Annotated in this window: 12 protein-coding genes; 1 reads left to right on the top strand and 11 read right to left on the bottom strand. The window is 66.2% G+C overall.

The features are described 5' to 3' along the window. Position 1: 1 nt before the first annotated feature. Positions 2-295, bottom strand: coding sequence for a septum formation initiator family protein (locus H6717_05185; protein ID MCB9576400.1), 294 nt, complete (start codon positions 293-295; stop codon positions 2-4). Positions 296-484: 189 nt separating this feature from the next. Between H6717_05185 and H6717_05180 the strand changes: the two genes are divergently transcribed. After that, positions 485-5,809, top strand: a complete 5,325-nt coding sequence (locus H6717_05180) for a tetratricopeptide repeat protein (protein ID MCB9576399.1) — start codon at positions 485-487, stop codon at positions 5,807-5,809. A 112-nt stretch (positions 5,810-5,921) separates the two neighbouring features. Here H6717_05180 and gspN read toward each other — a convergent pair whose 3' ends face one another. The 10 genes from gspN to gspF are packed head-to-tail and all read right to left on the bottom strand — an operon-like array spanning position 5,922 to position 14,679. Continuing rightward, positions 5,922-6,956 (bottom strand): type II secretion system protein GspN, encoded by a 1,035-nt coding sequence (gspN, locus tag H6717_05175; protein ID MCB9576398.1) that lies wholly within the window; start codon positions 6,954-6,956, stop codon positions 5,922-5,924. After that, positions 6,953-7,546 carry a hypothetical protein gene (locus tag H6717_05170; GenBank protein ID MCB9576397.1) on the bottom strand — a complete coding sequence of 198 codons (594 nt, stop codon included), beginning with the start codon at positions 7,544-7,546 and terminating at the stop codon, positions 6,953-6,955. Before H6717_05170 ends, gspN begins: the two co-directional genes overlap by 4 nt. A gap of 4 nt (positions 7,547-7,550) precedes the next feature. After that, positions 7,551-9,050, bottom strand: a complete 1,500-nt coding sequence (gene pilM / locus H6717_05165) for a pilus assembly protein PilM (protein MCB9576396.1) — start codon at positions 9,048-9,050, stop codon at positions 7,551-7,553. A 2-nt stretch (positions 9,051-9,052) separates the two neighbouring features. Further along, positions 9,053-10,435, bottom strand: a complete 1,383-nt coding sequence (locus H6717_05160) for a general secretion pathway protein GspK (protein MCB9576395.1) — start codon at positions 10,433-10,435, stop codon at positions 9,053-9,055. Between the two features lie 56 nt (positions 10,436-10,491). Continuing rightward, positions 10,492-11,211 (bottom strand): prepilin-type N-terminal cleavage/methylation domain-containing protein, encoded by a 720-nt coding sequence (locus H6717_05155; protein MCB9576394.1) that lies wholly within the window; start codon positions 11,209-11,211, stop codon positions 10,492-10,494. Further along, positions 11,208-11,882, bottom strand: a complete 675-nt coding sequence (locus tag H6717_05150; protein ID MCB9576393.1) for a prepilin-type N-terminal cleavage/methylation domain-containing protein — start codon at positions 11,880-11,882, stop codon at positions 11,208-11,210. The genes H6717_05155 and H6717_05150 overlap by 4 nt, the downstream gene beginning before the upstream one ends. Next, positions 11,879-12,604 carry a prepilin-type N-terminal cleavage/methylation domain-containing protein gene (locus H6717_05145; GenBank protein ID MCB9576392.1) on the bottom strand — a complete coding sequence of 242 codons (726 nt, stop codon included), beginning with the start codon at positions 12,602-12,604 and terminating at the stop codon, positions 11,879-11,881. The genes H6717_05150 and H6717_05145 overlap by 4 nt, the downstream gene beginning before the upstream one ends. A 1-nt stretch (position 12,605) precedes the next feature. Then, positions 12,606-13,028 (bottom strand): type II secretion system protein, encoded by a 423-nt coding sequence (locus tag H6717_05140; protein ID MCB9576391.1) that lies wholly within the window; start codon positions 13,026-13,028, stop codon positions 12,606-12,608. Between the two features lie 11 nt (positions 13,029-13,039). Then, positions 13,040-13,453 (bottom strand): type II secretion system protein GspG, encoded by a 414-nt coding sequence (locus tag H6717_05135; protein MCB9576390.1) that lies wholly within the window; start codon positions 13,451-13,453, stop codon positions 13,040-13,042. Beyond that, positions 13,453-14,679: a type II secretion system inner membrane protein GspF gene (gene gspF / locus H6717_05130; GenBank protein MCB9576389.1), complete on the bottom strand. Its 1,227-nt coding sequence runs from the start codon at positions 14,677-14,679 to the stop codon at positions 13,453-13,455. The genes H6717_05135 and gspF overlap by 1 nt, the downstream gene beginning before the upstream one ends. Between the last annotated feature and the right edge of the window lie 8 nt (positions 14,680-14,687).

The raw sequence follows: 14,687 nt of genomic DNA, 5'->3' as shown, positions 1-14,687 counted from the left end.
GCTATTGCCGGAACTGGAACACGACCTCGGTCTGACGCACCAGACCCAGCTCGTCCCGAGCCACCCGCTCGACCGCCGAGGGATCGCGCTTGATGCGTTTGACCTCGGCCCGGAGCTGCTCGATCTCCTTGCTGAGCCGGCTGATCTCGTCGTCCGCCCGCTCCCGCTCCTGACGCAGGGATTCGAGCCGCTGGACGCCGGTGGGCGAGAGGATCATCACCGGCACCGCCACCACCGCCACCACCAGGATGGCGAGGGGCAACGCTCGCTGGGCGAGGACCCGACGGGCAGGCATGGCGGGACCCTGCCACGGAGGCCCTTGGCGGGCCCAGAAATCGACCCCGGATCGGGACAAAAAAGCCAAAGATCCCGGCGCGCTCCGGGACGGCCGAAGCGGTATGGAAATGCACGCGGTTTCGCTATCATGCGGCGCCCTCTCGCCAGGGGGCCGGGCGGACTCCCGCCCAGCGTTTGAAGGAGCATCATGGCGATCGACATCTTGCGTGCCGAGCTCGAACGGCTGTTCGAGCTCGAGGAACTGCTGACAATGAGCCGCACCGTTCTGGGTTTCGACCCGGACGAGTTGGGAGGCGCGGCGGCGAAGGGTTCCTTCGTCAACGCCCTCACCGAACACTGCGTGGAGGTCGATGCCGTGGAGGCGCTTTGCGACGCGATGCTTGCGTCCAAAGCCGAGGTCAACCCGAAGGTCGCACAGATCCGCGTCAACGGACTGCCCTTCGACGAAGAGCTCAAGAGCGGCTCCAAGCTGGGCGAAGCCACCATCGTTCGCAAGCTGGGCGAAGGTCGCCTGGGCCTCTGCTACCTGGGTCGGGAAGAGGGCAAGGACGTGCGCCTGAAGGTGCTACGCCGGGAAGCCACGCGCGATCGCCGCGGCCTGCACCGCTTCCTGACCGTGAGCCGCCTGGTGGGCGCCATCGATCATCCGGGCTTGCCCAAGAATCTCAGCGCCGGCGTGATCGACGATCGCTACGTGGTGCGCCACGACTACGTCGAAGGCCAACCGCTCAGCGTTCGCATCGCGCGGACAGGCCCGATGCACATCAACGAGGCCCGGCCGCTGCTGAAGGCCATGCTCGAGGCGCTGACCGCCATCCACGACAAGCGCCTGTCCCATGGCGATCTACGCCTCGACAACATCATCGTGTTCCGCACTGCGGACGGCTCCCAGAGCCTGGTGCTGCTGGACGCCGGCTCGGATCGCCTGCGGGCGCGGGCGCGCGTCACGAAAGAAGGCCAAAAGGAGCTGTTTTCCACCGTCGGCTCCCCCAAGACGGTGGCTCCCGAGCAAATCCGTGGTCTCTCTTCGGACCAGCGCAGCGACGTCTACTCCTTCGGCGCGCTGCTGTTCGAGGTGCTGACCGGCAAGGCCCTGTTCGGCGAGGGACCCGCGACCAGCGCGGCCGCCGCGCACCTGGGAGAAACGCCGCCGTCCCCCAGCACCGTCGCCCCCCGCGGCTGGGTCACCAAGGAGATCGACGACTGGGTGCTGTCCATGCTGGAGAAGGAACCGGACAAGCGCCCTCAGAGCGCCCGGTCCCTGCTCGAGGCCCTCGAAATCATGGGCCGCGCGACGGTGCAGAAGCGCGAGAAGAAGATCACGGACGCGGATCTGGACGGGCGCATCGAAGCGCTGGTCGCGGATCCGGAAGACGAGGAAGCCGCCGTGGCGCTGGAAGCCGCGGTGGAGGAAGGCGCGGATGCCGCGCGCGTCGCTGATGCCTTCAGCATGGCGGCGGATACCATCGACGTGGGCGACGACAAGGACAAGCGCGAGTCCAAGAAGAGCCTGCTCTTCCGCGCCGCCCGCCTGTTCGAGCACGCGGCCTCCGACCTGGAAAAGGCGGAGCAGATGTACTCCTGGCTGGTCGAGCTCGACCCCACGGACGAAATTGCCGCCACTGCCCTGGAGGACGCCCGCAAGCAGCTCGGCAAGTACGAAGAGCTGATCGAGATGCTCCTGAGCCGCAGCGAGAAGGCCGAGAGCCACTCCGAGCGTGCGCGCGCTCTCGCCGAGATCGGTCGGCTGTACGTCACGGAGCTCGACGACAAGGAACAGGCTCTCGTTGCCTACGCTCAGGCGTTCTGCGAGGACCCGAGCCAGGGACAGCTGGCGGACGAGATCGAGCGGCTGGCGGAAGGGACCGAAGCCTGGGCGGAGGTGCTCTCCACCTGCGCGGAGGCGGCGACCAATCCCGAGCTGCCGACGGAGAGCAAGATCAGCCTGCTGAACCGTCTGGGCCGCTGGTACACCGACGAGATCTCCCGTCCGGACTTGGCCCTGCCCTGCTATCAGGCGGTGATCGCCAGCGATCCGGCGAACGACGCCGCGCTGGAGGGGATGACCCAGATCTATCGCAAGGCGCAGCAGTGGCCGGAGCTGGTGATGGTGCTCACCCGCCGCGCTGACGCCGCACCCACGCCGGCCCACGCTCGCGACCTGCGCACCGACGCCGCCGAGATCCTGGAGATCCAGATGGGCGACGTGGGCCGCGCCCGAGATCTGTACGAGCAGGTGTTGGCCGAAGATCCCGGTCACGAGCACGCTAGCGACGCGCTGGCGAAGATCTACGAGAAGGGCAACGACTTCAGTGAGTACGTGAAGCTCCTCGAGCGCCGCGCCGAAGCGCTGCGGGGCGAAGAGCGCCTGAAGGTCATGTGCCGCCTCGCGGAGGTCTACGAGATCCACCTCAAAGACGACCAAGAAGCGCTGCGCCGGTTCGACGCCGTCTTGACCCAGGACGACAAGAACCTCGACGCCCTCCGCGGTCTGGACCGGGTGTACAGCAAGCTCGGCCGTTTCCAGGATCTGATCGAGAACCTGGAGCGGCAGATCCAGCTGGCCGCCACTCCTCGGCAGAAGATCACGCTCTGGGAGCGCATCGCGGGCATCTACGACGAGGAGTTCCTCGATCACGAGAAGGCCGCCGCCTCGTGGGAAGCCATCCTCGAGATCGATCCCGCCCACGACACCGCGCTCAACGCCCTCATCCGGCACTACCGCGCGCTCGATCGCTGGGAGGACGTGGCGTCCTTGTACGAGCGCCTGCTGAAGCTCGCGTCCGAGCCGGACCATCAGCTCGAGCTGACCCTGGCCCTCGGTCGCGTGCTCATGGAGCAGATCGGCTCGCCGGAGCGCGCCACCAAGGCCTACGAGAAGGCGTTGGACATCAACCCGGAGCACGCCGGTGCCCTGGAAGCCCTGGCCCGCCTACGCGAGACCGCGGGCGACGCCGACGCCGCGCTGTCCGCCATCGAGGCCCTGGCCGAAAAGGCCAGCACTCCCGAGGCGAAAGCGGAGCAGTACCTGCGTGCCGCCAAACTGCTCGAAACCCGCGGCGATCGCGACGGCGCCATCGACCGCTACAAGCAGGCGCTCGATGCCAATCCGACGGACGCCAGTGTCTCCGCCTCCCTGCGCTCCGCGTATCTGGGTCGTGGCGAGGTGAACGCGGCCGTGCAGCTCCTCGAGCGGGAGCTCGAGCGCACGGAGGGAGATCGCGCAAAGGCGAAGCTCGCCGGCGAGATGGCGATGCTCGCTCGCGAGCGCCTCAAGGACGACAAACGCGCCGAAGAGAGCGCCAAGAAGGCGCTGTCGTTCGACCCGACCAACTTGCAGGCGCTGCTGGTGATGGGTGATCTGGCCTTCGAGGCCAAGCGTCACTTGGAAGCCACCAAGCACTACGGCGCCGCCGTAGGCCGAGCGGACACCCTCGAGAAGAAGGACGCCACTCGGCTCTTGGTGCGCTACGTGGACGCGCTCACGCAATCCGGCTCCACGGAACAAGCGCTGGCCCCCATGGACACCTTGCTCCGCTTGGCACCCGACGACGTGGAAGCCTTCGCTCGCGTCGCCCAGGTCACCTTCGAGAATGGCTCCCCGGCTCGCGCCGCCGAGCTGTACAAGGACTACCTCGATCGCTTCGACAAGCAGATCAAGGGCAAGGACCGCGCTCTCGCGCTCTATCGCTACGGTGAGTCCCTGCGCAAAGCCGGCGATCTGGAGGGCGCCACCAAGGCCCTGGAAGAAGCCGCGGATCTCGATCCTTCGAACGCGCTGCCGCTCTCCAGCCTGTCCAAGGTTCACGAGGACAAGGAGCAGTGGGAAGAGGCCATCAAGATCAAGACGCGCGCCCTCGACATGGCGAGCGGCGACGAGCGGGTTCAGCTCCTCATGGAAATGGGCGACATCGCCTCCGCCAGGCTGGAGGATCGCACCCGCGCCACCAAGAGCTACGTCGCGGCGTTGGAGGAGAAGCCCGACGACCGTCGTCTCCTCACCAAGCTGATGCAGCTCTACAGCGAGGAGAAAGACTGGGGCAAGCTGGTGGACGTGGTGTTGCGGCTGGCGGACTTCGTGGAAGATCCCGCGCAGCGCGCCAAGTACCTGCACACCGCCGCCATCGTGTGCTCCCGCCAGATGGGCGACGTCGATCGCGCCCTGGAATTCTACCAACGCGTGCTCGAGCTCGATCCCAAGATGGACAAGGCCCTGGCGGAAGCCACGGACCTTCGCCGCGAGAAGGGCGACTATCGCGGCGTGGAACGCCTGCTCCAGAAGAAGCTGGAGATGGCGACGGCGGACAAGGACAAGAAGGGCATGCTCGACACCTTCACGCAGCTCGCCGAGCTGTACGAGAAGAACCTGGGCTGGACCGATCGCGCCATCGATGCCTTGGAGGCCGCACAGACTCTGGATCCCGACAACCGTTCACGCCAGGAGCACCTCTCCGAGCTGTACGCCAGCGATCCGGAAAAGTACCTGGACAAGGCGGTCAACGCTCAGCAGGTGATCCTACGGCAAAACCCCTATCGTCCGGAGAGCTACAAGCTCCTGCGCAAGCTGTACACGGACGTGAAGGACGCGGACGCGGCCTGGTGCTTGTGTCAGGCGCTGTACGTGATGAACCTGGCGGAGCCGGACGAGGAACGCTTCTTCAAGCGCATGCGCGCGGATACCGCCGCACCCGCCGCCGAAGCCCTGAACGACGAAGACTGGCTGGCTTCCGTGCTCCACTCGGACGCGGACCCGCTGCTCACCAGCGTGTTCGCCCTGATCGAGCCTGCGGTCATCGCCGCTCGCGGGCAGGCCCTCGAGGCCCTGGGCTTCGATTCCCGCTACGCGCTGGATCTCGCGCGGCATCCCTACCCCATGAGCCAGACGCTCTACTACGCGGCTGGGGTGCTGGGTATGGAGCCGCCGCCCACCTTCCAGAACACCAACGATCCGGGCGGCCTCTCGTTCTTGCACGCCTACAGCCCCGGCATCGTCTTGGGCGTGGCGGCCCTCAGCGCGGACGTGCCGCCGCAAGCCGCTGCCTACATCGTCGGGCGCCACCTCACCTACTACCGGCCGGGCATGTACGTCCGTCAGCTGGTGCCCTCCGGCACCGGTCTCAAGTCCTGGCTGTTCGCCGCCATCAAGATGATCGCGCCGCAATTCCCCGTCGCCGCGGAGCTCGAAGGTCCGGTGAACGAGGCCCTCGCCGCGTTGGAAGCGAATCTGCAGGGTCAGGCTCGGGATCAGCTGGCGCGCATCGTCTCCAAGCTGCTGCAGTCCGGCGCCGCGCTGGACTTGAAGCGCTGGGTGGGCGGCGTGGATCTGACTGCGGATCGCGCCGGCTTCCTCCTGGCTCACGATCTGGAGACGGCCGTCGAAATCATCAAGGCCAGCGACGAGAGCTCCACCACCGTTGTCGGCCAGGAGCGCATGAAGGAGCTGGTGCTGTACAGCGTGAGCGCGCCGTACTTCCACCTCCGCAAGAAGCTCCGTATCTCCGTCGACTCCTGAGTCGCGAGGTTCCGCGCCGAACCAACATCATCAGTCCAGAGCAGCTCGGGACGCTTGATGTTGGTGCGGCGCGATGCCCGGCGCGCATCGTCGCTGCGGCGCCCGCTGCAGCTCAGCGCGGCGAGAATCCCCGCATGGAGCGGCTCGGCGCGGCGGAACCACTGGCGCCCATTGGGGCCGGCTGCGGCTCCATCCTGCCCAGAGGACCGACCAGCCGCCAGGCGTAGAAACCGTCGGGGCGCTTGGCGCGCTTGGTCTTGGGATCCAGGTCGAACAGACCCGGCATGCTGGAACCCGGCGCGCCGAACAAGCCACGCGTGATGTCGTTCTTGTTCTTGTAGGCATCGCTGAAGGCGAAACGGAGCGACAGCTCCGCGAGGCTTTGATCCATCGGATCCCGGAGACGCACGCTGCCGTCGGCGACCACCTCGATGTCCTTGCCCTTGGCGGAGAACTTCTCGATCTTGAGGCGCCCGTCCGTCGCCTCCGCCGTGAACGTCATCTCGCCCGCGTCCAGCTTCGGCAGCGCGATGGTGTTGCGGATCTTCGCCTTGCCATCGCCCACCGAGAGGTCGGTGATCTTCAGGTCTATCTTGCCCTCCGCCTTCGAAAGCTTCGACTCCGGCAGCTTGAGGTCGATGGTGCCCGACAGCGCGCCGGTCATGGGTAGACCCACGGCGTTGGTGAGCAGCGGAACGTCACCCACGTTCACGCCATCGAGCTCGACCTCGATGGTGCGGGTCTCGTTGGCGTCGGACGTGTAGCCGGAGATCTCGCCACCGAAGGCGTCCGCCGCGAAGGAAACGTGGAGCGTCCCCACCAAGAGCCGGAGGATCGATACCCGGGCGTGGGCCTCGTCGATGGTGAGCGGCTTCGGCTCCTTCACCTTGCCGTCCTCGTCCGGTGGCTCGGGCGCCGGAGTGAGTTTGATGCCTTCCGCTTCGACGCCGCTGAGCCAATACCCGCTCATGTCGTCGATGCTGAGTCGGGCGCCGTTGCCAGCGGGCTGGCGCGCGTTGAACTCCACGATCACGCGTTCCTTCAGGCGATCGTACGGGAAGGTCACGATCAGGAAGATGGAGAACACCGCGAGGTAAAAGACGGGGTAGCCGAGAGCCTTCAGGATCTTCTTCAAGCGCGGACTCACGGCTCGTCTCCCGTCTGCTCGTCCCCGTCCCCGGTGCTCTTCTTCTCTTTCTTCACGTCCGCCTTGCGATCGAAGGCACTGACGACCATCTCCACGTCGTAGGAGTCCGTCTCGGTCCCGCGCTTGCGAATGTCCACCCGCGACAAGCTCACCGGATAGCCGGACTGCTCGATGCCTTCCATGAACTTCACCAGAGACAGCATGCCCACCTTGCGGAGCACGATCTTGGTCGAGCGCTCCTCGTACTTCTTGCCGTGGGGAACGACCGCGCGGTCCTGACTCTCCGGGATCTCGATGCCCGCGGTTTCCGCCTGCTTCGCGAGGAAGCCCGCCAGCGCGGGCGCCGGAACCTTGTAGCGAGCCAGCACGGCGTCCCGCTCCTGGTCTTGTCGAGCGACCTTGGCGCGGCCGTCCTGGATGGCGGTGATCGCCTCGCGCAAGCCTTCCACGTTGGAGCGCTTGGAGCCCACCAGGGCCGCGATGCCCAACGGGACGAGCAACAGAAGGAAGACCCCGAGCACGGCGACGAGCACTCCGAGGAGCTGACGCTCCCGAGGCTCCAGACGGTCGATGCGATCGCGTAGGCTCATGGCGCTACTCCGACGGCTCCGCGCTGTCGTCCGTGGTCTTTTCCTTCTCTTTCTTCGTCTTCTTCTTCTCCTCTGGGCACTTCACGTCCAGCTCCAGTACGTACTTCTGGCGATCCCCGTTGATCACCTGGGTGATCTTCGAAATCTTCACGTCCTCGAAGCACTTCACTTCCTTCAGCGTGGTGGCGATCTGCTGCGCGTCCTGCGTGTCGTTCACGACGCCGTTCACCTTCACGTGACCACGCTGCATGTCGAACTCTTCAATGTCGTGAGTCATGCTCATGGGCACGGCGCGGCTGATCTCCACCAGCACGTCGAAGGCGTCCAGCTGCGGCATGGGGTCCACTTCTTCGCGGGACTTGGCCAGCTGCAGGAGATTCATCGCCTCCTCGGGGTCTTCCGTCTCCTGACCCAGCACGCTCTTGGTGAGGTTGCCGAGGGCCTTGGTGAGCACTTCCTGGTCCGCCGACAGCACGCGGAGCTCCGCCCAGGTGGCGAAGCCGAAGCTGATCAAGATGCCCGCTGCGAGCCCCGTCAGGAGCGGGATCTTGTCCTTCAAGAAACCGTAGCCACGCTGATACGCGAGGGGGCCACGGCGCAGATCCAGGTCCTTGCCGCGTCCGACCAAGCTGAGGGCCAACGCGATGGCCTTGGCGAAGCGCGGGATGGAGGCCGCCTGGTCCGGCGTGACGTCCGCAAAGCCCAGGTTCGGCAGCTGCTGGACTGGAATGCGGAGCTCGCTGGACAGGTACGCCTCGGCACCGGCCGCCGCCGCGCCACCGCCCACCAGATGCACCACGGAGACCGGCGCGCCGCCGGTATTCACCCAGGAGATGAACGACTGCCGGAGCTCCCCCGCCAGCGCTGCTGCGGACTCCGGAGCGTCGCGAGAGATGCCGGCGATACCTCGAGACAGCGTGCGCGCGTAGACCGGCTCGCCGTTCTTCAGGATCAGGATTTCCGTGCGGCTCCCGCCCAAGTCCACGATGGCCACGGGCTCCGGCCCCGCCAGCTCCGGCGACAGGCTGCTGAGATTCGCCAGCGGCAGCGGACCCACGCCCACCCGTTCTGGATCGCGCCCGACGATGGAGGACAGCTGCTGGATCTTGCTGCGCACCTGTTCGATGCGCGCGGCGGCGGTCATCACCGTCACGGGCCCGGTGCCGGCCCGGGCCAGGATGCGCCAGTCGTACACCAGCTCGTCCATGTCCACCGGGATCTGCGCCTCGACCTCGAAAGGCAGCACCTCTTCTACTTGCTTCAACGCGGTGCTCGGCAGCGTGATGCGATGGATGAAGGCGCTCTCGCCTTCTACACTGACCGCCATGCTCTCGCTGTGCTGGGCCAGCGGGATCGCGACGGCGCGGATGGCGTCTTCCACCGTGGCCACCTGAGACAGGTCCACCTCGAGCATTTGCTCGATCGCCACCTTCTTGTAGCTGGTGCGCAAGAGCACTGCGCGGACTTGGGTCGCGCGGATGTCGATGCCTACGAGACGTGCCATGGTCAGTCGATCCGATAGTAGATGATGTTCCCGCCGGGGCTCGGCTGGAATGCGGCCGCGATGGCGGCCTCGGTGGCACCGTCTGGGAGGTTGCTGGGAGTCTGGGATTGCCCGCCGGTGGCCGTTCCCCCGGTGGTCGGCTGATTCTCGAGCGCCTCGTCCACGCCCGGAGTGCCGGGTGGCGCGCCCGGCGGTGGCGCTCCGCGGAAGTCGATCACGGCGTGCACCCGCACGCGGGTCTCGCGCTTCCCGGCCTTCACCACGCCCGTGGCATACACGCTGAACACCTTGCTCTGGGTCGCGACGGCTTTCATCGTCTCCGTCTCGGAGAGCAGCGTCACCGGCTTCACGTTCAGCGCCGCCAGCATGGTGCCGACCATGCCCTTGCCTTTCACCGCATTGATAAAGGCCTTGGGCGAGCTGAACAGCGGCGCGCCCATGGTGAAACCCTTGGCCATGGTCATCGCGCTCAGGAACGTCGCCTGCATCGTCGGGTCGGTGCACAGCGGCGTGCCCGGAGTGGCGCCGCCACACACGATGGCCAGGATGGTCTGGCCGTTGGCGGTGTTGACGTTGATCTTCCCTTGCCCCCACACGGTGACGACGCGCTTGTCGGGACTGTCGGGATCCGGATCCACGAAGGTGGACCAGAAGTCGTCGCTCACGCCGCGGATCAGGTGCAGCTCCGCGAGACTGTCGAAGGCCGCGTTCTTGCGGGAGTATGGCTTCTTGAGCAGTTGATAGAAGGAGTCCTCGGCGCCTGCCTGCTGCGCGGTTCCCGAGTGGGGATCGCACACGTAGGCATCCTGGTCCGGGTCGACCCAGTCCACCACTGCGGCGCAGATCGTCTGCCGGTCCGAGAACTGTCCGTCCGCGTCGCGGTTCTCGAACATCTTGTCGTAGGTGGGGTTCGCCATCAGGCCGATGAGCTGCTCGGCCAGCCGCGCTTGGCTGAAGGCATCGCCCCGCGCGGCGACGTTCAGGTTGATCTTCGAATCCTCGTCCACGACCTTCACGTCGAAGCCAGCGCCCTCCATGCCCAGGTTCTTGCCGTCGGCGATGTCCACGCCGGCCAGCAGCTTGAAGGACTCGTTGCCCTCCTCGCTGTTGAAGGCACCCAGGACTTGATCGGCGAACTCCCACACCGGGATCTGCGGCGGGCCCTGCTTCATGAGCAGGAACAGGGGCGCCAGCGCCTTGCGGATGGTGGGCTCCGAAGCGATGAGCAGGCGCGACAGGTTCACGGCGCTGCGCGCGGCGTACTCCGCCTTGAGGGAATCCCGCGTGGAGAGCGCGCTGCCCATCTCCGCCGCCGTCTCGTCCTGAAACTCCGCCAGCATCACCGCCAAGATCGTCAGCGAGCTGAGCACCAGGATGAGCGCCACCCCCCGCCGCTTGCTGCGGCGTCGAAGGCGACGAAGTCTTTGGGCTCGGGGGTGCATCACTGGGTGGCGAAGGTGAGAGGTTTCTGGATGGGGATCGGGATCTTGGAAACGAATCGGATGGTCTTGCGCCCGCGCCCGGCAGAGCTGCGCTGCCCGCCGTTCAGCACGAGGAGCACGCGGACCTGAAGCGGCAGGCGTGCCGCCTGCCCCACGGCCTGGGTGGTATCCCAGGTCTCCGTCCACTGCCCGGTGAGGGGATCGAGGTATTCGAGGTCGAACAGATCGATGTCCGTGGCCAGCACGTCCACGCGACCGCCGCGCTCGGGGTACATGTCCGGGTGCCCGCTCTCGCGCCGCACCAGGTCCGTGGTGCCATCCTTCTTGGGATCCGCCGAGCCAAAGTAGGAGATTTCCGCCTGGTCCGACTCGTGGGAGTTTCGATCCATTCGGCGGTGGCAGAAGGAGTTGAAGTCCACGCGATCCGCTGGCGTTCCCCGACGCCCGGTGAACGCCGTCTTCTCCACGGCGAGGGCCTGGTTGATGGGCATGTGGGTGGAGAGATACGCGCCCTGCAGCTCTCGTGAGATGCGCGCCATCGCCAGCCGCCCTTCGCGGTAGCGATCCGTGACGCGCTGGATCCCTTCCTTGCTGCGCTTGAGACCGGAGAAGGCCGAGTACACCAGCACGCTGATCATCGCCAAGATGGAGATGGCCACCAAGAGCTCCACGAGAGTGAAGCCGGCAATGCGCGGGAGGCGGCGGGCTCGACGCATCATTCCTCCGGCAGCAGTTGGTCGAGGCCCTTGGCAGCGTTCGGATCCAGGCCGCCCTGCTGCGGGTTGGTGACGTACTGCACCAGGTCGAAGCTCCGCTCCTTGGAGCCTTCCTTCCACAGCACCTTCACCGTGACCTTGCGGATGCTGGCTTCCAGCATGGGCTTCAGATCCGGATACACCAGGCTCATCACCAGGGGCGCCATGCCCTGAGTGCCGCCCCCGGCGGCGGCGCCGGAGAGCAAGCTGGCGAGGCCGCCGATGCCCCCGTCCGTACCCAGGGCCGCGCCGTTGGTCTGCTGCACCGTCGCCAATGCGCCCAGAGCGCCGAGACCTCCTTGATCGCCAAGTCCGCCATCGCCGCCGGACAATTCCTGCGGCTGCGGGAGCTCCACGCGCTCCACCTTCCATTCACATCGAAAGCCGCGGCTGTCCTCGTCCTCGCAACACTCGCCTTCGTCGTGGGACTCCACCAGCGGGTATCCCTTGGTGAGGAGCTCCACCTCTTCTTCGCTCATCTTGCAGCGAGCGAGATTGGTGGCAACGCTCAGCGTTTCCGCGCGCTGCGCGCTGGAGAACAGCCCGACCTGACTGGACAGGATCACCGTCAACCCCAGGCCCAGAATGGCGATCGCCACGAGCACCTCGAGCAAGGTGAAGCCGCGCTGGGTCATGGAGTCTCCTCCTCCCGTTCGCCGAACTCCTCGTCGATGCGGGGAGCCTCGAGATCCACGTCACCCTTCTTGATGTTGGCCCGTCCGGTGAGCGGACTCACCAGCACCGTCAGGCCGTCCGTGGAACCCTTCTTTCGGATCTGGATGGACGCACGCTCGGTGCCGCCGCCCGGAAAGAAGTAGAGATAGGCTCGCCCCTCGGTCCGCGGCTCCTCGTCGTGCTCCGTCTGCACCGACTTGAACTCGATGCCGCTGCCGAGCTCGCGCCCTTGGCCTTCGTCGCCATCGAAGCCGAACTGTTTCACCGGCGCAAAACGAGCCCGCGGTGCGTGCGGCCCTTCCAAAACTCGCTCCGCCTCGGCCTTCGCGGCCTTTTCGGCTTCCGTTGCCGGTTCGGCGCCGCCGCCCGTGTTCGCTTCTTCCTTTTCCCGCAACATGACGCGGCTCGAGCTCTCCTCGAGCATCACGCGCTGCTCTTTCAGGTCGAAGACCATCCGCACCGGGCGCCCGGTGCTGTTGGCCCGGGTGATGCCCATGCGCACGCCAGCGACGATCAACGTTGCCGCTGCGCGTTGGCGGCTACTCGAGAGCATTCCCGAGCCGAACACCACTGCACCCGAAAGCAAGGCGATGAGCGCCACCACGATCAGCACCTCGACGAGCGTCACCCCGCGCCGCCGGCGGCGGTGGGAGTGAGCTTGGAGGTGCAGAGCGTGGATCATGTCACTCGTCGGCGGCGCTGACTGCCTTCGGGACGCGGATGTCGTCCTTGGTGCCCTTCTTCTTGTCGGGTCCAGAGGAGGTGACGATCACGTCGTCTTCGGTGCAGTTGAGGATGTAGGCCGAGCCCCAGGGGTCGTTGGTGTTGGCGCCGGGATCGAGGTTCTTCTCCTGCACCAGCTGGCTCACCGTCGGGCACGCGACTTCGTTGTTCGCGGCCTGCCAGCTCTGCACCGCCTGGCGGATCACCCGCGCTCCGGTCTCCGCGCTGGTCTTCTGCGCCTCGCGGTACTTCGGCAGCGCGAAGACGGCGACGCCGCCAGCAACCATGGCGATGATCGCAACGACGATGAGAACCTCTACGAGGGTGACGCCACGCCTCCGAGCGAGGGCGCGGGCCAGACGGTAGTGCTTCTTGTCGATCATGATCTCCTCGTTCATTGAATGCGGTCGAGACCCCCGGGCTTGCCGTCGGGTCCGTCGCTCGTGAGGTCGTAGGCCAAGCCTTCTCTGTGGCTCGGACAGGTGAAACGCAGGGGGCGCCCCCAAGCGTCCGCGAAACCGCGCTCGAATCCGGTGGCGGTCGCCACCTCGGCCAGGGTTTCGGGACAGCCGCCGTCGTGGCCCGCCATGTAGGAGTCCACCGCCACGCGCGCATCGAGCAGCGTAGCGCGAGTCTGGCGCACGCCAGCGCGCCGGCGCTCTCGCACCCCTACCAGCACCACGAAGCCGACCACCGAGAGCGCGATCAGAAACGGGCGCACGCGACCGGTGCGAAAACGGCGCAGCAATCCATCCCGGTTTTCCCAGGGAAAGAAGATGCGCTGCTCCGTTCCTCGCCTGAGTCGCATCACTGCACCAAGTTGTTCATCTGAATCAGGGGCATCAAAATCGCCATCGCGATGAAGCCGACCACGCCGCCGAGGATCATGATCATCAGCGGCTCCAAGAGGCTGGTCAGCGCGGTGACGCGGGTCTCCACGTCGGCTTCGTAGGCGCGGCTCACGTTCTCCAGCATGGCCTCCAGCTGTCCCGTGCGCTCGCCCACGGCGATCATGTGGGTGACCATCGGTGGGAACTGACCGCTCCGTTTCAGCGGCTCGGCGATGCTCTCGCCCTCGCGGATGGACCCGATGGCTTCGGACACGACCCCCTCGAGGCGAGAGTTTCCGAGCACGTTCCGGCCGATTTCCATGGCCTTGAGCAGCGGCACGCCGCTGGCCAGCAGCGTGGCCAAGGTGCGCGAGAAGCGCGCCACCGCCACCAGCAGATTCAAACGCCCGAAGATGGGCCAGCGCAGCTGCATGCTGTCCCACTTCAGCTTGCCGGCGGGCTTCTTCTTCCAGCGCCGGAACCCGAAGAAGCCGGAGACGAGCAGAATGAGGATCAACCACCAGTAGCCCGCAAGCACGTTGGACACGAAGATCAGCACGCTCGTGTACCAGGGCAGCGCTTGCCCCAGGTTCTCGAAGATGCTGGTGACCTTGGGCACCACGGCGATCATCAAGAAGCTGACCAGCACGGAGCCGATGAACACCATCAGCACCGGGTACGCGAGCGCGGACACGACCTTGCCCTTGAGCCGGGCCTGGCCCTCCATGAAGTCCGCCAGACGCTCGAGCACGGCTTCCAGGGTGCCGGAGGCCTCTCCCGCGGCCACCATGTTCACGTACAGCGGCGGGAACACCTTGGGGTGCTTCTCCAGGCACTTGGCGAAGGCCGTACCTTCGTTCAAGTTCTCGCGCACGCTGGTGAGAATGCGCTGCAGCTGTTCCTTTTCGACCTGCTCGGTGAGCGCGGCGATCGAGTCCACCAGCGGAACGCCGGCGCGCACCAGCGTGGCCAACTGGCGCGTCATCACCGCGATGTCGGAGGCCGACGGGCGGCGAAAGAAGGCGAAGAGATCGATGTCCTTCTTGGCCTTCGCCTTGCGCTTGCTCTCCTCCGTGGCCAGCGTCAGCAAGATGCCGTCGCGACGCAGCAGCGCTCGGAGCGCCTTGGCGTTGTCCGCGTCTCGGTATCCCTTCACCGGCTTGCCGGTGTCGATCTGGATGCCTTTGTACTCGTAGACCGCCATGGCTCATC

This window comes from Polyangiaceae bacterium (genome assembly GCA_020633235.1).
Classification (GTDB): Bacteria; Myxococcota_A; Polyangia; order Polyangiales; family Polyangiaceae; genus JACKEA01.
The sequence above is the reverse complement of the archived record's forward strand: the minus strand, read 5'-3'. Positions and strand labels throughout refer to the sequence as shown.

Excerpts from the sequence above, each read along its gene's own strand:
- pilM (MCB9576396.1), bottom strand. The coding sequence starts at position 9,050 with ATGGCACGTCTCGTAGGCATCGACATCCGCGCGACCCAAGTCCGCGCA.
- H6717_05170 (MCB9576397.1), bottom strand. The coding sequence starts at position 7,546 with ATGAGCCTACGCGATCGCATCGACCGTCTGGAGCCTCGGGAGCGTCAG.
- gspF (MCB9576389.1), bottom strand. The coding sequence starts at position 14,679 with ATGGCGGTCTACGAGTACAAAGGCATCCAGATCGACACCGGCAAGCCG.
- H6717_05135 (MCB9576390.1), bottom strand. The coding sequence starts at position 13,453 with ATGCGACTCAGGCGAGGAACGGAGCAGCGCATCTTCTTTCCCTGGGAA.
- H6717_05150 (MCB9576393.1), bottom strand. The coding sequence starts at position 11,882 with ATGACCCAGCGCGGCTTCACCTTGCTCGAGGTGCTCGTGGCGATCGCC.
- H6717_05155 (MCB9576394.1), bottom strand. The coding sequence starts at position 11,211 with ATGATGCGTCGAGCCCGCCGCCTCCCGCGCATTGCCGGCTTCACTCTC.
- H6717_05185 (MCB9576400.1), bottom strand. The coding sequence starts at position 295 with ATGCCTGCCCGTCGGGTCCTCGCCCAGCGAGCGTTGCCCCTCGCCATC.
- H6717_05145 (MCB9576392.1), bottom strand. The coding sequence starts at position 12,604 with ATGATCCACGCTCTGCACCTCCAAGCTCACTCCCACCGCCGCCGGCGG.
- H6717_05140 (MCB9576391.1), bottom strand. The coding sequence starts at position 13,028 with ATGATCGACAAGAAGCACTACCGTCTGGCCCGCGCCCTCGCTCGGAGG.
- H6717_05180 (MCB9576399.1), top strand. The coding sequence starts at position 485 with ATGGCGATCGACATCTTGCGTGCCGAGCTCGAACGGCTGTTCGAGCTC.